Consider the following 19140-nt stretch of genomic DNA (forward strand, 5'->3'; position numbering starts at 1 on the left):
TCATGTAACTAACCATGCAACCGGGGCGAGGAACTGTCAACCGCCCATTAAGGACGCGGGTGAGCCCCCCCCAACCCCCCCCCCAGCCCTCTCCGTGATCATGCAAAACCTCCCCGGAGTTCTAGAACTGTCGCGCGGAGAGTTCTAGAACACCGGGGAGGTTTTGCATGATCACGGAAGGATTTTGGGAGAGCTACGCGGTGGGGGAGGGGGCTCGTCGGCGGCTACGGCCAGCTTGCGGAGCAGGCGGTTCAAGGTGGTGAGCTCTTTGGCCGAGAGGGCGCTCATCAGGTGCTTCTCGGCTTCGCCGCGTTGCCGCATCGCCCGGCGCCAGATGGCCACCCCCGCAGTGGTGGCCTCGATGATCACGCTGCGACGGTCGGTGGCACTGGGAGTGCGCTTGATCAGGCCGGCCTTCTCCAGGCTGTCGAGGCGGCCGGTCATGCCGGCCGGAGAGACGTCGGCGGCCTCGGCCAGTTCGCGGGGAGAGGCAATGCCCGGAGTATCGCGGATCATCAGGGTGTGCAGGGTCTGGTACTCGAACACCGCGAGCCCGACCGCGGCCGCCGCATTCTTCACGGACTCCTTCTGGTACTTGGTGAGCCGGGACAGGCGGACGGTGGCCAGCTCGATCTCGTCGTCGAACTCCACATCGATCCAGTGATCCCGCCAGCGGGCGATGTGCCGCTCCGCGAAGTCCTCAGCCACCCGGCCAGCCTATCCAACCGTCCTTCTCCGGCAAGAAGTTAGTTGACGAATATTTCGCTGGCGAACTACTTTGTCTGCGAACACACGGATGACGGGGGTGGATGTCATGGCGGAGGCTCCGGCCTGGGGGTCGGTGACGTTCCGGTGGTTGATGGCCGGGCGTACCGTGACGAGCCTGGGGTCGGCGATCGCACCGGTCGCGCTGGCCCTGGCGGTGCTGCACCTGGGTGGGTCCGCCACCGAACTGGGTTTCGTGGTGGCGGCCTACGCCCTGGTCGAGGTGCTGACCACGCTGGTCGCCGGGGTGGTCGGGGATCGGTTCTCGCGCACGTTGCTCATGCGCGGCACCGCCGCCGCATCGGCTCTGGCCCAGGGGTTCGTGGCCCTCGCGCTGATCACCGGCCACGCGAGCGTGCCGCTCCTGGCCGTGATGGGCGGGGTGAACGGGGCCCTGGCGGCGCTGGCCAGTCCGGCGTCACGGGCCGTGGTGCCGCAGACCGTGCCGGCCTCGGCCCTGCCCAACGCCGTCTCGGCTCTGCGCCTGGGCCAGAACACCGCAATGGTCTTGGGTTTCAGTCTGGCCGGGGTGCTCGTCGGGTTGTTCGGACCGGGCTGGGCCATCGCCGTCGATGCTGCCACCTTCGCGGTGGCCGGACTCTGCTACACCTTCATGCGGGTGGAACCGGTGACCGGCGTCCCCTCGCAGTCGATGATCGGCGACCTGGGGGCAGGTGCCCGGGAAGTGTTCCGGCACACCTGGTTGTGGGTGCTCATCGGGCAGGCCCTGATGTACCACCTGGTCTACGGCGGGGTGCAGGGCGTGGTCGGGCCGGTGGTCATCACCCGCGAATTCGGCGAGCAGGCCTGGGGTCTGTCGCTGGCCGCGCTGATGGTGGGATTCATGGCCGGCGGGCTCGTCACCCTGAGGTACCGTCCTCGGCGCCTGCTGTTCGCGGGCACGGCGTTCCTGGCCCTCACCGCCTGTTTCCCGCTGGCGATGGCTCTGGACGTAGCGCTGCCGGCGATCCTGGCCGGCGCCTTCCTGCACGGCCTCGGGCTGGAGATCTTCAGTGTCAACTGGGATCTCGCCATCCAGCAGGAGATCCCGCCGGACAAGCTGGCCCGGGTGTTCGCCTTCGACCACCTCGGCTCGTTCGTCATGCGCCCCCTCGGTCTGGCCGTGGCCGGGCCGATCGCGGGGGCGTTCGGTGAGAACACCTGGCTCTACGTCGCCGCCGCGGTGATGGCCGGCACCAGTTTTCTCGCCCTGATGCCGGCCTCGGTCCGCGCCCTGCGCCGGGAAAGTCGGCAGGATCACGAACGGGTTCAGGCGGGGTAGCGGCGCGGGGTCCAGACCACCTTCGAACCGTCTGGTTTCACCGAGAGACGGGTCTGCGACGAGCCGATGATCAGCAGGGTACGCATGTCGACGGTCTCCGGGTCGAGCTCGCCGAGCGGTACCACCGTCACGGTCTCGGCGTCCGATCCCACCGCCCGGCCGACGATCACCGGGGTGGACGGGTCCCGGTGGCGCAGCACCACGTCGCGGGCCAGGCCGACCTGGGCCCGGCGCTCCTTCGAGGCCGGGTTGTAGATCGCGATCACCAGGTCGGCGGCGGCCACGGCGTCGAGCCGGCTCTCCACCACCTTCCAGGGCTTCAGCCGGTCGGACAGCGAGATCGTGCAGAAGTCATGGCCCAGAGGAGCACCCGCGCGGGCCGCCACGGCCTGGGCCGCGCTCACGCCCGGCAGTACCCGCACCGGGACGTCGCGGTAGGCGGGTTCGTCGGCCACCTCGAGCACGGCCGAGGCCATCGCGAAGACACCCGGGTCACCGGAGCTCACCACCACCACGCGACGGCCCCGCAGCGCCAGGTCGAGAGCGAACGCGGCGCGCTCCGACTCCACCTTGTTGTCCGAGGAGTGGCGTTCCTGGCGGGGATCGACCGGCACCCGGTTCAGGTAGGTGACGTAGCCGACCAGGTCGTCGGCGACGGAAAGGGCCTGCTGCACCTCGGGTGTGGTCCACTCGCGCGGACCCGGCCCGAGACCGACGACCACGACCTCGCCAACCTCGCCGGCCTGCCCGTCGGCGTCCTCCAGGCCCCGGACCACCGGCAAACCGTCGTTCAGGGGCCCGGGCATGAGCGCGATCGACATGTACGGCACCGCCTCGGGATCCACGTCGGCCAGGGCCGAGGTGCGCTGCCGGTCGCTGCTCGCCCGCTCCACGTACCAGGCGCGGTCGAGCTTGCCCGCGGCCTCGAAGCCCTCGCGCACCCCCTCGAAGGTGCGGCCGAGCTTCATCACCACGGCAGCGTCGGTGTCACGCAGGCGCCGGGCCAGCTCCTCGTCCGGCAGCGTTCCCGGCAGCACGGTCAGCACCTCGTCGCGCTCCACCAGCGGACGGCCCAGGGCGGCGGCAGCCGCGCTGAAAGATGTGATGCCGGGCACCACCTCGGCCGGGAAACGGTGAGCCAGCCGCTTGTGCATGTGCATGTACGACCCGTAGAACAGCGGGTCGCCCTCGGCCAGCACCACCACGTCGCGCCCGGCCTCGAGGTGGGCAGCGAGGCGTTCGGCCGCGGCGGCGTAGAACTCGTCCATCGCCCCCTGGTAACCGCCCGGGTGATCGGTGGTACCAGTGGTGACGGGGTAGACCAGCGGTTCTTCGATCTGGCCCGCGCGCAGGTACGGCTCGGCGATGCCACGAGCGATGCTGCGGCCGTGACGCGCACTGTGGTAGGCGATCACATCGGCCGCGCCGATCAGCCGAACCGCCTTGACACTGACCAGTTCCGGGTCGCCCGGGCCGAGCCCGACGCCGTAGAGGGTGCCGCTCATTCCTTCTCACTCGCGATCGCGTTGACGGCGCCGACGGTCATGGCGCTGCCCCCGCGCCGACCGTGCACCACGACGTACTCCAGCCCGAGGGGGTTCGTACTCAGAGCCCGTTTCGACTCCGCGGCGCCGATGAAGCCGACGGGGAGACCGAGGATCACGGCCGGGCGCGGGGCACCGTCGCGGATCAGCTCCAGGAGGCGGAACAGCGCCGTCGGGGCGTTGCCGATCGCCACCACGCTGCCCTCCAGCTTGTCCGCCCAGAGGTCGATCGCGGCGGCGCTGCGCGTGGTGCTCAGCTGCGCGGCCAGCTCGGGCACGCCGGGAACGTTCAGCGTGCAGACGATCTCGTTGTCGGCGGGCAGCCGGGAGCGGGTGATGCCGCTGGCCACCATCTGCGCGTCACACAGCACCGGAGCCCCGCCGAGCAGGGCCTGCCGGGCCGCCGGGACGGCGTTCGGGCTGTAGGCGAAGTCCTTCGTCAGATCGGTCATCCCGGACGAATGGATCATGCGCACCGCCACCCGGGCCACGTCGTCCGGCATCCCCGCGAGATCGGCCTCGGACCGGATGGTCGCGAACGACTCCCGGTAGATCTGCGCGCCGTCCGCCTCGTAAGAACCTGGCCAGGAGGTGGTTTCCGTCACGCGTTTCCCGTCTCGTCTCTCAGTCAGATGCCTGCAACCCGATGCTCGAGAGCGCTGCCGGGCCGCGATCCGCGTCACCCAGCTCACCGATCACCCGGTAGCCGCCCTCGGCGGCCAACAATGCCACACCGCCGTGCGAGGCACCGCAGGCCCGTTCGCACCCGGCCCAGTGCACCGCAGCACCCTCCGGCGCGCAGGCCGCGGCGAACGCCCGGGCGTCGGCCTGCACGTCGGTGAGCGACTTGGCACAGCCCGGCCGCCCGGCGCAGGCCGTGACCCGCGACCAGGCCGCGTGCGGCTCGACGACCAGACCGACCGCGGCGAGCAGTTCCCGGGCCGCCAGCGCCGCCGGTTCCTCCAGGTCGCGCACCACCACGCGACGCCAGGGGGTGATGCGCAGGGGCGTTCCGCCGTCCAGCTCGGACCCGCTGAGCACCGGACCTGACGTCGCCAGATCGCAGCAGGCCGCGACGGCCTCGAGTTGTTCCCCGTTCAGGATGCCCAGGGGCACCACCGCGCAGAGGGCGTACCCCCCGTCAATCTGCTCGGACAGACCTGCCGCCGGGATCGTCCCCGTCTCCGGCACCCACGAGGCGGCAACCGTCTCGTACCCGTCCGCGGCCAGCGCGTTCATGATCGCCGCGGCTCCGCCGGGCAGTTCCTTCACCCGCCAGGCCTTGCTCTCCTGCCGCTGCCGTTCCACCAGGAACGCCGTCGCCACCGCCAGCACGGCCTCGACGACCTGGTCCCGCGCGACCTCGATCCCGGCCGGGGCGCCGAACGGCACCACCTCGAAGCGCCCGCCGGGCCCGGCGACGGCCAGCACGTCGGGCTCCTCACCGGCGATGTCACCGGTGCCGTCGTCCAGGCCCATCAAGAACCGGCCGGGCAGCGCGACCAGGTCGGGCCGCGCGCACAGAGCCGTGTCGAGCGCGAAGGCGAGCTGATCGACGTCCACTATTGATGCCTGCGTACGCCCCGACAGAGGTGAGGCGACGATGTTCCGGACCCGCTCGTGGGTGGGGTGCGGCAGCATCCCGAGCGCCGCCAGGCGCATCTCCAACGCCGCCACATTCTCCGGAGCAACGCCTCTGACCTGCGTGTTACCGCGCGAGGTGAGCCCGAGCGAGCCGTCGGCAAGCTCCGCCGACACCGCTCGCAACCCCCTCAGCGTCGCCACCGGCAGAGCTCCGCCCGGTGTGCGCAGACGGGCCAGGGCGCCGTCGGCCGCCAGATGCGGCCGCAACACCCCCGGGCAGGAGTCCGCCACGACTCGCTCCACCTGTTCCACGATCCCGCGTCCAGCTATCCGTCCAGCTACCCGTCCAGCCACGCCTGCGATCCTACGACCGCCGCGCCCAGTCCGGTCAGGGCACAACGGACCGCACAACGGACCGCACAACGGACCGCACAACGGACCGCACAACGGGCAACGGCGGGCTCAGGTGTTACGCGCCTCCCAGCTGAGCCGCACCTGCGACGACCGTCCGGCAGCGGCACTGCCCGCCGTCAGGGTGTAGACGACGCGGTACACCCGGACCTGCCCATTCGCGGTCGGGGTGAAACTCCCGACACCGCTCGCCCAGCCGGTCGCCGTCGACGCGAGGTGGTCCAGCGTGCCGGTCCAGGCGGTGGAGGCGGCCGAGAAACCGGAGCACGAGCCGAAGCCGCCACCGGCCCCTTCGGTGACGGTGAGCGTCAGGTACGGGGCCAGGGTGCCGGTCAGGTCGCCGGCCGAGACGTACATCCGGACCTGCGCCGGGAGCGAACCCGTGTACGTCACCGCGATACACCGGCTGCCGGTGCTGCCCGGCTGCAGGGAGTTCACGGTGAACATCGCGGCCCCGGCGTCGTCGTCACCGAGACTCACCGAGCCGGCGTTGAACGTGCTGTTCCCGTTGTCCGTCCCGGAGGAGAACGCCGAGAAGGTGGCCGGGGCCAGGCAGAGGGCCAGCAGCAGCAGTCCGGCCGGCACCACCGCCAGCACCACGCGTCGCCGGGGCACCGTCTAGTCCCTGCTCCAGTAGTGACGCGCCACTTGCGCAGCGGTCAGCCGGACCGGGTAGACGGCGACCTCGTCCAGATCCCCGAAAAAGAACTCACTGGCGGGAGGGGTCACCCACTTCTTCCCGCCGCCCCACCGCCAATAGCCCGAATAGTTCTGCGGTGAGCCGGGGCTGGGGTTGGTGGCCGCCACCGTCCCGTCGATGTAGAGCACCATGCCGTCGGCCGGGCTGAGCGTGAGAACGCCGTGGTGCCACGCCCCGTCGTTGTACGAGGCGGTGGAGGTGGCCGAGACGATGTTCCCACTCACGTAGATGCCGAAGGTCACCGTCCCGTCGTCCATCATCTTCCAGATCCGGTCGTAGGTGGAACTGTCGCCGGTCATGGTGTTGCCGAAGCTGATCAGGTCACCGCCCGTGGTGCTGGAGGTGCGGAACCACAGCTCCAGCGAGAAGGTGGTGGGGTTGCTGATCTGCACCGGGTCGTAGCCGATGCCGGCACCGGTGAAGCGCATGGCGGTGCTGCTCGCCTCCGGCCCGCCGAGCGCACCCGGCACGCCGCCCTTCATCCCGATCGGACGCACGTAGTAGTACCAGCCCCGCCGGTTCCCGGTACCGGCGTCGAGCAGGCGGGTCGGGAAGTTGATGCCCTTGTACGAGGCGTCCGGAGCGTCGTTCAGGTGGTAAACGGCCCAGGGGCTGTCGGTGGTGAGTGCCGAGGTCCAGGACGTCAGCGAGGTGGCCGCCGCGTGGTGCGCACTCATCCGGGCGGCGGTCAGCTGCTTCAGGTAGAGCACGCTCTCGTCCAGCGTGCCGACGAAATAGGCGCCGTCACCGCCCATCCGCAGATATCCGGTGAACGCCGTGCCCGTGGTCGTCGCGGCGTCGGCCGCCACCTCCACGCCGTCCGCGTACAGGCGCATGCCCGCTGCCCCCAGACTGGCACCGAGCAGGTGCCAGGCGCCGTCGTTCAGTCCCGTGACGGTCGAGGTGACCGTGCTCGAGCCAACGGTCAGACTCAGGGCCCCACCGGTGGTCAGGCTCACGTACCGGTCGACGGTGGCGCTGTAACCGGAACTCGCGCTGCCGAAACCGATGATCCGGCTGACGGCCGTCGAGGTGGTGCGGAACCAGATCTCGTAGGTGAAGGCGGTCGGCACGGTCAGGCTGGGCGACGCCGCCGTCGAGGAGTCGCCGCTGAACCGGACCGCGGTGTCGGCTCCCGACCCGCTGCCGCCCGCCGGTCCGCCCGGCACCTGGAAGCTCGGGACGACGCTGAGATACCCGCCGGTGGTGCCGTTCCCGCTGCTGTCGACCGCCGTCGCCGAACCGTCGGCCTCGTCGCCCCGGTAGTAGACGGACGGCCCGTCGGCCCGCACGACCTGGGGATAGGTCGGGAAGGACGACGCCGCGGCGAAGGAGTTGCCCGCGCTGGTCGTGGTGGAACTGAAAGCAGCCGGCAGGTATCGCGAGGAAGGTCCCGGCGCGGTGAGAACGGTCAGGACACCACAGATGACGACGAACAGGACCATCGGCAGCCCGGAGGTACCCCGGTGCGGGCGTCGGTCCGGGCGTCGTTTCGGGGGCGGCATTCTCGTGGTCAGGCCCAGCCGCGCTGGCGGGGGTCGGGTGGGAGACGGGGATTCAGGAGGTGGGCGACCAGAGCCGTCCAGCCGGTCTGGTGGGTGGCGCCCAGGCCCTCCCCGGTGTCACCGTCGAAGAACTCGCTGAACGTGGGGTGCTCGGCCCACAGCGGGTTGTCGCTCGCCTCGATGCGTTCGCCGTCGGAAGGACGCTTGCCGTCGACGGGCCGGAACAGGGCCACCAGACCGCGGTCGATCACGTCGGCGGCCTCGCTCAGGGTGCGGTGGTTGCCCGAACCGGTGGGGATCTCGATGGTGAAGGTGTCGCCGAAGTGCCGGCCGTAGGTGCGTAGCTTGTCGGCCAGCAGCACGTTCACCGGGAACCAGACCGGGCCCCGCCAGTTCGAGTTACCGCCGAACAGACCGGTGCGGGACTCTCCTGGTTCGTACTCGATCGAGGCGCTGCGGCCGTCGATGACCGTGGTGACGCCGGAGCGGACACCGGCCGACATCGACCGGATGCCGTACGGGGACAGGAACTGTCCCGGGTCGAACATCCGCTCCAGGATGCGGCGCAGGCGCTCGGGATCGAGCAGCGAGAGCAGCATCTTGCGCTCCCCCGGGCCCTTGGCGAACAGCAGCGGCCCGACCAGCTCCGGCCGGCGGCGCTGCAGCCAGCGCAGCCGGGCCGTGACGTCGGGGCACTCCTCGTTGATCCACGGCGGCACCTCGGTGGCGCCGAGAATGGGCAGCAGGCCGACCATCGAGGGCACCCGCATCGGCTGGGCGCTGCCGTCCGGCCCGACCAGCACGTCGTAGAAGAAGCCGTCCTCCTCGTCCCAGAGCGAGACCTCGTGCGACCCGAAACTCGTCATCGACCGGGCGATCGCCAGGAAGTGCTCGAGGAACTTGGTGGCGGTGTCGTCCCAGGCCTTGTCGTAACGGCTGAGCTCCAGGGCGATCTTGAACATCTGCTGGCAGTAGAACGCCATCCAGCTGGTGGCGTCGGACTGCTCCAGCCGAAAACCCGGCGGCAGCGGGGCGGAACGGTCGAACAGGCCGATGTTGTCCATCCCGAGGAAGCCACCCTCGAAGATGTTCGACCCGGTCGAGTCCTTCCGGTTGACCCACCAGGAGAAGTTCAGCAGCAGCTTGGTGAACACCCGGATGAGGAACTCCCGGTCGCGGTACCCGTCGATGCGGTAGACGTGCCACGCGGCCCAGGCATGAACCGGCGGGTTCACGTCGCCGAAGGCCCATTCGTAGGCCGGGAGCTGGCCGTTGGGGTGCATCGCCCACTCGCGGCACATCAGCACGAGCTGTTCCTTGGCGAAGTCGGGATCGACGTGGGCCAGCGGAATCGCGTGAAAAGCCAGGTCCCAGGCTGCGAACCAGGGGTACTCCCACTCGTCCGGCATGGAGATGACGTCGGCCAGCGAGACCTGGCGCCAGGTGGTGTTACGGCCTCCCTTGGCCCGGCGCGACTCCGGGGCCGGGGTGGCGCTGCCCGGATCGCCCTCCAGCCACTGCTCCACGTCGTAGCGGTAGAGCTGCTTGCCCCAGAGCAGACCGGCGTAGGCGCGACGGGCCACGTGCCGGTCCTGAGCGCACAGATCCGGATGGATCACCCGGCCGTAGAACTCGTCCGCCTCCCGCCGCCGGGCCTTCATCACGGCCTCGTAGCTGGCCCCGAACGTGTTGCTCTCGGGCATCTGCCGGGTCAGGCGCAGCCGGACAGTGACGGACTGGCCGGGCTCGACGGCGTCGAACGAGTACCAGACGGCCGCCTTGGTGCCCTCGTCGAACGGGTTGACCAGCTGCGGGTCACCGTGCACGATGCGCTGGTTGATGCCGTCCTTCGGGTACGGGCTGATGTTGCGCCCCGCCCCGAACAGCGACACCGCGTTGGTCTCGTTGTCGCAGAACAGCAAGACCGGTGAGCCCTCGGCGGCCAGGTAGTAGGTGCCGAGCGAACCGTGCTTCACCTCCAGCGCCTCCATCCCGCCGACGGCGAGAGTGGGCGGCATCAGCTGGTGCATGTGGCCGCGGCGCGGATCCCGGCCCCAGGTCCAGGTGTTGCGCAGCCAGATCTGCGGCACCAGGTCGAGCGGTGCCGCCGCCGGGCCGTGATTGGTCGCGCGGATGTTGATGCAGATGTCCTCGGGCGAGGCCTTGGCGTAGGTCACCATGACGTCGAAGAACCGGTTCCCGTCGAGCACCCCGGTGTCGCCGAGTTCGTACTCCCGCTCGTCCCGCCCCCGCCGCGCGTTCTCGTCCTTCAGCTGCTGGTAGGGGTACTCGGCCTGCGGGTAGCGGTAGAGCCACTGCATCCAGCTGTGCGTGGGCGTACCGTCGACCGCCCACCAGTACTCCTTGGCGTCCTCACCGTGGTTGCCCTGGCCGTTCGTCAGACCGAACAGACGTTCTTTGAGAATCGGGTCTTTGCGGTTCCACAGGCCCACCGAGAAGTTGAGGAAGCCGAAACGGTCGCTGATCCCGCCCAGCCCGTCCTCACCCCAGCGGTAGGCCCGGGCGTGCGCGTGCTCGAACGGGAACGCCGACCAGGCGTCGCCGTCGGCGGTGTAGTCCTCCCGCACGGTGCCCCACTGCCGGCCGGACAGGTACGGCCCCCACTGACGCCACGGGCTGCCCGGCCCCGGCGACTCGGCCAGCCGGTCGTGCTCGGCCGTCGGCTCGGCGGGCAGCCCCCAGGACACGCCCCCGTCGCCCCACCCCGACCGGCGTCCACCGCGCTGGTCATCGTCGGAGGGCACCTCGTCGTCGCTGGGCGTGCCGTGCGACCAGTAGGCGGCCATCGCCTCGGCCACCTCACGCTCCTCGGCCTGCCGCTTCCGTTCCCGGCTCTCCTGATCGTCCTCTCCGGCTGCCCTCACCGCCTGGGTGGCAGACCGCGGAGCGGGAATATCCGTCGATCCCGACCCGTCCGGTTCCGCCGCCGCCGTTGCCATCCTCTTCTCCTCGGCAACCCCGGCGCGCTCCTGCACCTCCTCCGGCGCACCCTTCACATCAGTGTTCACATCAGCGTTCGCATCAGCCTTCACATCGGGCTGAGAAGCCGCCTTCGGATCTGCCCGCCGCGACCCGGGACCATCGGCTCGTCGGCGCGCCGACTTCTGGCGTCTGGGCTTCTGCTCGGAGGTCACTGCCCAAGACTGCCTCGCCGGACCCGCGGAATCCCGCCTCGCACGCCCGTGCCGGGAGAGTATTCACCGTCGGAATTCGTTGTATCGCGGGCAAAAACGGTCAATCCCGGTCGGTCATCGCCTGGTAGAGACCGGCCAGGTCGTCCACCAGGGGGGCGCCACCGAGTGCGGAGCCCGGGACCGGCAACTGACGCAACAGTAGATCGACCGGCAGCTCCGGATGACTGGGCATCGGCAACAACTGACCCGCGGTCCAGAAGATCACCGCATCACCGCCCGGAGGGCCGGGTTTGGCCCGCTTGCGACCGGTAACCACCGGAGCGAGATCGCTTTCGGTCAACGCCAGGGCGGCTCCCAGAACGGGGGACGCGGTGGCGCGCGGCTCGTCGGTGACCTCACCGACCGGTTCGGGCAGCTCCTCGTCACCCCGCAGCTCACGCAACTGGTCGAGCAGAACCTCCCGGTCCCGTCCGCGCCAGAGCAGCACCAGGAACGGGTCGTCGTCGAAACGCTCGGCCAGGAGGTAGAACACGGCGGCGATGTGCTTACACGGCACGGCCCCGTCAGGGCAGGTGCAGGCCAGGTCCAGGTCGGCCAGCCGCCCCGGGAACAGCGGCGCGCCGGCCTGGGCGAACACCGGCTCCAGCTCGCGCGGGAACTCCCCCGCCAGCAGCTGCGCGCTGAACAGCGCCTGCTCGGCCAGCACCACCTCGACCTTGGCCCAGACCAGCCGGGTGAACTTCTTCAGGCCGATGCGCACCCGGTAGGGCGTGACCCGCGAACCCTGCACCTGCGCCGTGACCACCCCGGGCCCGACCTCCAGCGAGACCACCTGCCCCTTACGGGCGTACGCGCGGCCCCGGGTCAGGCGGGTGCCCAGGGCGAAGGATTCGAGCACCCCGATGAACCGGCGCGACCACCACTGCTCGCCGATGTCGCCCCGGGCGCTGCGGGCGGTCAGGCCGTTCTCCACCTGGCGGGGCTTGCCGTACTGCTCGAAGCCGGCCATCAGCCCACCGCCTCGGGATCCAGGGTCAGCAGTTCGCGCAGCTGGGCGGTGGACAGCTCGGTCAGCCAGTTCTCGCCGGTGCCGACGACCGAGGCCGCCAGCCCTCGCTTGTCGCGGATCATGGTGGCGATGCGTTCCTCGAGGGTGCCCGCGCAGACGAACTTGCGCACCTGCACGGTGCGGGACTGCCCGATCCGGAAGGCCCGGTCGGTGGCCTGGTCCTCGACGGCGGGGTTCCACCAGCGGTCCACATGGATGACGTGGTTGGCGGCGGTGAGGGTCAGTCCGGTGCCGCCGGCTTTCAGGGAGAGGATGAAGATCGGCGGGGTGTCCGGACGCTCTTCCTGGAACCGCGCGACCATCTCGTCGCGCTGGGTCTTTCGCACCCCGCCGTGCAGGAAGAGCACCTCGCGGCCGAATCTCGCGGTCAGGTGGGTGCGTAGCATCTCGCCGAACTCGGCGTACTGGGTGAAGATCAGCGCCTTCTCACCCGAGGCGAGCACCTCGTCCAGCGTCTCCTCGAGGCGGGCCAGCTTGCCCGAACGGCCCGCGACCCGGCTGCCGTCGCGCTGGAACTGGGCCGGGTGGTTGCAGACCTGCTTGAGCTTGGTCATGGTGGCCAGCACCAGACCGCGCCGTTCCATGCCCTCGCTGTTCTCGATGCGGGCCAGCATGTCGGTGACCACGTTCTGGTAGAGCGCGGCCTGCTCCGACGTCAGGGTGCAGACCACCTCCATCTCCAGTTTCTCCGGCAGGTCACTGATGATGGTGCGGTCGGTCTTCACCCGGCGCAGGATGAACGGCTGGGTCACCGCCCGCAGCTTCTCCCGGGCCTCGTCCGACCCGACCCGCTCGATCGGCAGGGCGTAGCGCTTCTTGAAATCGGCCGGGTCGCCGAGCACCCGGGGATTGGCGAACTCCATCAGGCTCCACAGGTCGGCCAGCCGGTTCTCCACCGGCGTACCCGTGACCGCGATCCGCCGCCCGGCCGTGAGCGAACGGGCAGCCGTGGCCGCCAGGGTCGCGGCGTTCTTCACCGCCTGGGCCTCGTCGAGCACGATGCGCCGCCAGGCGTACTTGCGCAGGGTCACCGCGTCGCGGGCGAGCAGCGAGTAGGTGGTGACGACCAGGTCGCAACCGCTCACCGCGTCGTGGAACTCCTCGCCCTGCGGACGGTCCGCGCCGTGCTGCACGTGAACCCGCAGCCCCGGCGTGAACTTCGCGGCCTCCCGCTGCCAGTTCCCGACCAGCGACATCGGGCAGACCAGCAGGGTCGGGCCGGGGATCAGGTCTGCCCCGGTGTCCCCCGTATCCTCGAGCGGCGCGTCTGCGGCCATCAGCGCGAGCAGCTGCACGGTCTTGCCCAGGCCCATGTCGTCGGCGAGAACCGCTCCCAGGCCCAGGTTCTCCAGGAATGACAGCCAGGCCACGCCGCGCTCCTGGTACGGGCGCAAATCGCCCACGAATCCCTCGGGAACCGTGAAGGGCTGCAACTGGCGATCTTCCGCGGAGGCGAGGAAGTCGGCCAGCCAGCCCGACGCGTCCACCCCGGTCACCTCGAGCCCGGCCGGGCCTTCCGAGCCGGCGCCGATCACCGAGAGCACGTCGGCGATCGACATCGTCTCCGGACCGGTCTTGCGCCGCTTGCGCAGGAAGGCCCGGGCCTTGCGCAGTTTCTCGGGATCGACCTGCATCCACTCACCGCGCAGCCGCACCAGCGGGGCCTGCGACTCGATCAGCAGGGCCACCTCGTCGTCGGTCAGCTGCTGGTCGCCGATCGACAGCCGCCAGTCGTACTCGACGATGTCATTCTGCCGGAAGACCGGTGAGCCCTCGATCCTTCCGGGCTGGGGCGGGGTGCCCGCGCGCAGCCGGGCGCCGAGGCGCTGCGGTTTCGACCACCAGCCGGGCAGCTGCACACCGAACCCCGCACCGATCAGCAGACCCGCGGACTCGGTCAGGAACTGGTGCGCGGTGGCGGTCTCCATCAGCAGCTGCGCCGGGCGGGCCTGCAGCAGGGCGTCGCGCAGGGGCGGGAAGAGCCGCAGCGCCCGGCCCAGTTCGGCGAGCAGCGTCTCCTGCGGGCGGGGGGCGTTGCGGCGCAGCCGGGTCAGGGTCAGCTCGGCGTCCCAGATCTGCTGGGCCGGGATGAACAGGCCGGGCTGATCGGCGTCCTGCAGACCGAACTCGAGCCGCCACATCGCCGCCTCGTCGGCCGGTCGCAGCTCCTCGTCGCCCGGGCGCAGCACGCTGGTGATGTCGTCGTCGGTGGGCTCGACCAGCCGGAAACCGGCCCGGACCAGACCGCCGGAGACCGCCTCGGCCTGCCACTGCTCCAGACCCGTGACCAGCTGGCCGATCTGGCGCCGGTTCGCGGGGAACGCCGGGTAGGGGCCGTGCAGGGCCTGCCGCCAGCCGGCCAGCCCGAGCCCGCCGGACGCCCGGGCCGGACGCAGCCGGGCCCGCACCCCGACGTCGACGAAGGCGTCCACCGCCGCGGCCGCACACCGGCCCGGCGTGAACCCGGTCGCCCCGGTCGCCCCGGTCGCCCCGGAGGCCAGCGCCGCACCGAACGAGGGCGGCAGGGTCGCGACCGCGTGCCGGAACCACTCCCCGTCGTCACCGGTGAGAACCGGGCGCCACCGGGCCACCCCGTGACCGTCGGGAGCCTCCAGCGCGACCGGCAGCACGCGTCCCCTGCTGATCAGATCTTCGGAGAAGGCGAGCAGAGCGAGAAGGTGACGGACGTCGGAACCGAGCGCCACCGCGTCCCCCATTGACCCTTTCAGGCCGTCGAGCACCGCGGGCGCCTGGGCGGCGGGCACCGAGACGGTGACCACCCGCCACCGGACCTCGGGAAACAGCCGGGCCGACTCGCCCTCGACGTGACCGGAGGCGCCGGGCGCCCAGCCCGAGCGCAGGTCGAGCAGCTCGGGCGAACCGGCCGGGGCGTGCTGGAAAGAGGGCAGCACGAGGTCGGCGGTGCCCTCCTGCCAGCCCTCGGCGATCAGGCCGCAGACGTCGGTGAGGGTCTTCGTGAGCTCGTCGGCGGCAATGTCGAAGGGATGCTCGCGCACCTTGGGACGGCGCCCGGTGCGCTCGGCGGGCACCGCGCGGACCTGCGGATCTTCCGCCCAGAGAAGGAGAGAGCCGTCGTCTGCGGGATCACCGGGGCCGGGAGACCACCAGGCATGGACGACGAACACCGCCCAAGGGTAGGCCAGGGGTTGGGTGCCGTGCGCCGGGCTGGCACAGTGGCACCGTCAGATACCCCCGAACAATCGAGCGGCGTGGTGGACAGGAAGCCGGTGAGATTCCGGCGCGGTCGCGCCACTGTGAGCGCTGAGTGACGTTTCTGGATCGATGGTCACGGCCCGTCAGGGCTGGAAGGCCTGAGACCTCACGAGGACGCCGAGCCAGGAGACTGTGCCACGCCGCAGCAACCCGCCGCGCGGACGGCGAGGAAGAGGACGTTCGTGACCGACGTGCCCATCGAACGGCAGCCCGTTCTGCTCATCTCCACCTCCGACACCGACCTGCTCAGCGCTCGCGCCAGCAACGTTCCGTACCGGCTGGCCAACCCGAACCGGGTGTCCGTGGACGACCTGGACGGCCTGCTCGACGGTGTGGCCGTCACCGTGGTGCGCCTGCTCGGCGGCACCCGGGCCTGGGAGGAGGGCCTGGCCGCCCTGCTGTCCAAGGGGGTGCCGGTGGTCGTGCTCTCCGGCGAGGCGCTGCCCGACGCCGATCTGATGAGCCGCTCCACCGTTCCCGTCGGGGTGGCCACCCAGGCCCACGGGTACCTGGTCGAGGGCGGTCCGGGCAACCTCGCCGAACTGCACGCGTTCCTGACCGACACCGTGCTCCTGACCGGATTCGGTTTCGAGCCGCCGGCCGGCACCCCGCTGTGGGGAATCCTGGAGCGACCCCCCGTGACAGGCGACCGTCCCACCGTCGCGGTGCTCTATTACCGCGCCCACCACGTGGCCGGGAACACCGCGTTCGTCGAGGCGCTCTGCACGGCCGTCGAGGACGCGGGCGGGCGGGCGCTGCCGATCTTCTGCGCCACCCTGCGCGGGGCGGACGACGACCTGCTGGCCACGCTGGGCACCGCCGACGCCCTGCTGGTGACCGTGCTCGCGGCCGGAGGCAACCGGCCCGCCAACGCCTCGGCCGGGGGTGACGACTCCACCTGGGACATCGGCGCCCTGGCCGCGCTGGATGTGCCGATCCTGCAGGCCATCAGCACGCTGACCTCGCGTCAGCGGTGGGTGGAGAGCTCCGAGGGGCTGATCCCACTGGACGCCGCCAACCAGGTGGCGATCCCGGAGTTCGACGGCCGGCTGATCACGGTGCCGTTCTCGTTCAAGGAGGTCGACGCGGACGGGCTCACGCAGTACGTCGCCGACCCAGAAAGATCAGCGCGGGCAGCCGGTATCGCAGTGGCCCACGCCCGTCTGCGGGCCGTTCCGCCGGCGGTCAAGCGGGTGGCCCTGATGCTCACCGCCTATCCGACCAAGCACGCGCGCATCGGTAACGCGGTGGGGCTCGACACCCCGGCCTCGGCACTGGCCCTGCTGGCGTCGATGAGGGACGCGGGGTACGACGTCGGCCCTTCCGAGGGCGAAGGTGCGTTCCCGGGTTTCGCGGCGATGGACGGCGACGCCCTGGTGCACGGGCTGATCGAGGCCGGCGGCCAGGACCTGGACTGGCTGACCGAGGACGACCTGGCGCGCAACCCGGTCCGGATCCCGGCCGCGGTGTACCGGCGCTGGTTCGCGACCCTGCCCGACGACCTGCGCGCGTCGGTCGAGGGGCACTGGGGCGCGGTACCGGGCGAGATGTTCGTCGACCCGCCGGGCGGGGCCCTGTCGAGCGGTGACCCGGACGGCGACATCGTGCTGGCCGCGATCATCGCGGGCAACGTGGTGATGCTGCTGCAACCGCCGCGGGGCTTCGGCGACAACCCGGTCGCGATCTACCACGACCCGGAGATGCCGCCCTCGCACCACTACCTGGCCGCCTACTACTGGCTGAACCTTCCTGCCTCCGAAGGCGGTTTCGGTGCGGATGCGGTGGTGCACCTGGGTAAGCACGGCACCCTGGAGTGGACGCCCGGCAAGACGCTCGCGCTGTCGGCGTCCTGCGCGCCCGACGCGGCACTGGGCAACCTGCCGCTGATCTACCCGTTCCTGGTGAACGACCCGGGCGAGGGCACGCAGGCCAAGCGCCGGGCCCACGCCACGCTGGTCGACCACCTGGTGCCGCCGATGGCCCGGGCCGACTCCTACGGCGACATCGCCCGCCTGGAGCAGCTTCTCGACGAGTACGCCTCGGTCACGGCCCTCGACCCGGCCAAGGGCCCGGCGATCCAGTCGCAGATCTGGACGCTCATGCACGCGGCCAAGCTCGATCACGACCTGGGTCTGACGCAGCGGCCGCACGAGGCCGAGTTCGACGACATGATCCTGCACCTGGACGGCTGGCTCTGCCAGGTCAAGGACGCCCAGATCCGCGACGGGCTGCACATTCTCGGCCAGGCACCGACCGGTTCGGTGCTCGTGCACCTGGTCACGTCGATGCTGCGGGCCCGTCAGCTCTGGGCCGGTTCGCAGTCGCTACCCGGGCTGCGTGAGGCACTCGGTCTGGATGAGGCGTCGGTGGGTTCGGTCGGTGAGGACACCGACGGCCTGGAAGAGGTGGACGCGGCCCAGGCCACGGCCGAGGCCCTGGTGCAGGCGCTCTCGGACGCGTCCTGGTCGGCGGACGCGGTGCCGGCGGTGATCTCGTCGGTGTTCGCCTCGACCGAGGTGGATGTCTCGCAGGTCGACCACGAGGGGCTGGAGGCCATTCTCCGCTTCGCCGCGACCGAGGTGGTTCCCCGCCTGCTGCGCACGACGGACGAGCTCACGGCCGTACTGCACGCCCTTGAAGGCGGTTTCGTGCACCCGGGCCCGAGCGGCTCGCCGCTGCGCGGTCTGGTCAATGTGCTGCCGACCGGGCGTAACTTCTACTCGGTCGACCCGCGCGCGGTGCCGAGCCGGCTGGCCTGGGAGACGGGCCGGTCGATGGCCGAGTCGCTGCTCGAGCGGTACCGGGCGGACGAGGGTGACTGGCCGCGCTCGGTGGGCCTGTCGGTCTGGGGTACGTCGGCGATGCGGACCTCCGGTGACGACGTGGCCGAGGTACTGGCCCTGCTGGGTGTGCGGCCGGTCTGGGACGACGCCTCGCGCCGGATCACCGGGCTGGAAGCCATGTCGCTGACCGAGCTGGGGCACCCGCGCATCGACGTCACGGTGCGCATCTCCGGTTTCTTCCGCGATGCGTTCCCGCACGTGGTGCAGATGATGGACGACGCGGTGCAGTTGGCGGCTTCCCTCGAGGAGTCTCCGGCGGAGAATTTTGTGCGGGCTCACGTGCAGGACGATCTTGCGGCCCACGGCGATGCGCGGCGGGCCACCACCCGGATCTTCGGATCCAAGCCCGGAACGTACGGGGCGGGCGTCCTCCCGCTCATCGACACCCGCACCTGGCGGGACGACGCGGATCTGGCCGAGGTGTATGCGGTCTGGGGCGGTTACGCCTACGGACGGGGGCTGGACGGCCGGCCGGCGCGTGACGACATGGAGAAGTCTTACTCTCGTATTGCCGTTGCCGCCAAGAACTACGACAGCGTCGAGCACGACATTGCCGACAGCGACGACTACTTCCAGTACCACGGCGGCATGGTGTCGATGGTGCGGGCGCTGACCGGTACGGCGCCGAAGGCCTACATCGGAGACAGCACCCACCCCTCGGCCGTGCGCACCCGCACCCTGCACGAGGAGGTCTCCCGGGTGTTCCGCTCCCGGGTGGTCAACCCGCGCTGGGTGGCAGCGATGCAGAGGCACGGTTACAAGGGCGCTTTCGAGATGGCCGCGACGGTGGACTACCTGTTCGGGTACGACGCCACGACCGGCGTGGTCGCGGACTGGATGTATGGCAAGCTCGCCGAGACCTACGTGCTCGACGAGGCCACGCAGAAGTTCATGACCGATTCCAACCCGTGGGCGCTGCACGGCATCACCGAGCGCCTGCTGGAGGCCGCCGAGCGAGGGCTGTGGGCCGAGCCCTCACCGGAGATGCTCGACGCGCTGCGTGAGGTCTTCCTGAAGACGGAAGGCGATCTCGAGGGCCGGTGACCTC

Annotated in this window: 11 protein-coding genes and 1 riboswitch; of the genes, 2 read left to right on the forward strand and 9 right to left on the reverse strand. The window is 70.6% G+C overall.

Translation table 11 applies throughout. The features are described 5' to 3' along the window. Positions 1–171: 171 nt before the first annotated feature. Positions 172–708 (reverse strand): MarR family winged helix-turn-helix transcriptional regulator, encoded by a 537-nt coding sequence (locus tag QSK05_RS07815; protein ID WP_285595458.1) that lies wholly within the window; start codon positions 706–708, stop codon positions 172–174. Positions 709–814: 106 nt separating this feature from the next. Here QSK05_RS07815 and QSK05_RS07820 point away from each other — a divergent pair, with 106 nt between their 5' ends. After that, the gene (locus QSK05_RS07820) at positions 815–2047 is read left to right on the forward strand and encodes an MFS transporter (protein WP_285595459.1); all 1233 of its coding nucleotides are present in this window, start codon (positions 815–817) and stop codon (positions 2045–2047) included. Here the strand turns inward: QSK05_RS07820 and QSK05_RS07825 are convergent. The 8 genes from QSK05_RS07825 to QSK05_RS07860 form a co-directional block, all read right to left on the reverse strand. Further along, a complete protein-coding gene (locus QSK05_RS07825) occupies positions 2035–3552 on the reverse strand; it encodes a precorrin-2 C(20)-methyltransferase (protein WP_285595461.1) in 1518 nt (505 codons plus the stop codon). The genes QSK05_RS07820 and QSK05_RS07825 overlap by 13 nt on opposite strands. Next, on the reverse strand, positions 3549–4196 hold the full coding sequence (locus tag QSK05_RS07830) for a precorrin-8X methylmutase (RefSeq protein ID WP_285595463.1): 648 nt from the start codon (positions 4194–4196) through the stop codon (positions 3549–3551). Before QSK05_RS07830 ends, QSK05_RS07825 begins: the two co-directional genes overlap by 4 nt. Positions 4197–4215: 19 nt before the next feature. Then, positions 4216–5478: a ferredoxin-like domain-containing protein gene (locus QSK05_RS07835; protein ID WP_285595465.1), complete on the reverse strand. Its 1263-nt coding sequence runs from the start codon at positions 5476–5478 to the stop codon at positions 4216–4218. Positions 5479–5637: 159 nt separating this feature from the next. After that, positions 5638–6201, reverse strand: coding sequence for a M73 family metallopeptidase (locus QSK05_RS07840; RefSeq protein ID WP_285595467.1), 564 nt, complete (start codon positions 6199–6201; stop codon positions 5638–5640). A 3-nt stretch (positions 6202–6204) separates the two neighbouring features. Beyond that, complete coding sequence (locus tag QSK05_RS07845) at positions 6205–7731, reverse strand: LamG domain-containing protein (protein WP_285595469.1); 1527 nt, start codon at positions 7729–7731, stop codon at positions 6205–6207. 68 nt (positions 7732–7799) lie between these two features. After that, a complete protein-coding gene (locus QSK05_RS07850; protein WP_285595471.1) occupies positions 7800–10820 on the reverse strand; it encodes an MGH1-like glycoside hydrolase domain-containing protein in 3021 nt (1006 codons plus the stop codon). A 226-nt stretch (positions 10821–11046) separates the two neighbouring features. Next, the gene (locus tag QSK05_RS07855) at positions 11047–12024 is read right to left on the reverse strand and encodes an SWIM zinc finger family protein (protein WP_502879745.1); all 978 of its coding nucleotides are present in this window, start codon (positions 12022–12024) and stop codon (positions 11047–11049) included. Then, positions 11955–15161, reverse strand: coding sequence for a DEAD/DEAH box helicase (locus QSK05_RS07860; RefSeq protein ID WP_285595475.1), 3207 nt, complete (start codon positions 15159–15161; stop codon positions 11955–11957). Before QSK05_RS07860 ends, QSK05_RS07855 begins: the two co-directional genes overlap by 70 nt. Before the next feature lie 68 nt (positions 15162–15229). Next, positions 15230–15403, forward strand: a riboswitch (cobalamin riboswitch). 28 nt (positions 15404–15431) lie between these two features. On the opposite strand from QSK05_RS07860, the gene cobN reads away from it, so the two are divergent. Beyond that, entirely contained in the window at positions 15432–19136 is a 3705-nt protein-coding gene (gene cobN, locus QSK05_RS07865) for a cobaltochelatase subunit CobN (protein ID WP_285595477.1), read from the forward strand. Positions 19137–19140 lie beyond the last annotated feature (4 nt).

Origin of the sequence: Kineosporia sp. NBRC 101731, assembly GCF_030269305.1 — a bacterium.
GTDB lineage: Bacteria > Actinomycetota > Actinomycetes > Actinomycetales > Kineosporiaceae > Kineosporia.

What these genes read in the sequence shown, in the direction of transcription:
- QSK05_RS07820 (WP_285595459.1), top strand. Translation starts at nt 815, where the DNA reads ATGGCGGAGGCTCCGGCCTGGGGGTCGGTGACGTTCCGGTGGTTGATG.
- QSK05_RS07825 (WP_285595461.1), bottom strand. Translation starts at nt 3,552, where the DNA reads ATGAGCGGCACCCTCTACGGCGTCGGGCTCGGCCCGGGCGACCCGGAA.
- QSK05_RS07845 (WP_285595469.1), bottom strand. Translation starts at nt 7,731, where the DNA reads ATGGTCCTGTTCGTCGTCATCTGTGGTGTCCTGACCGTTCTCACCGCG.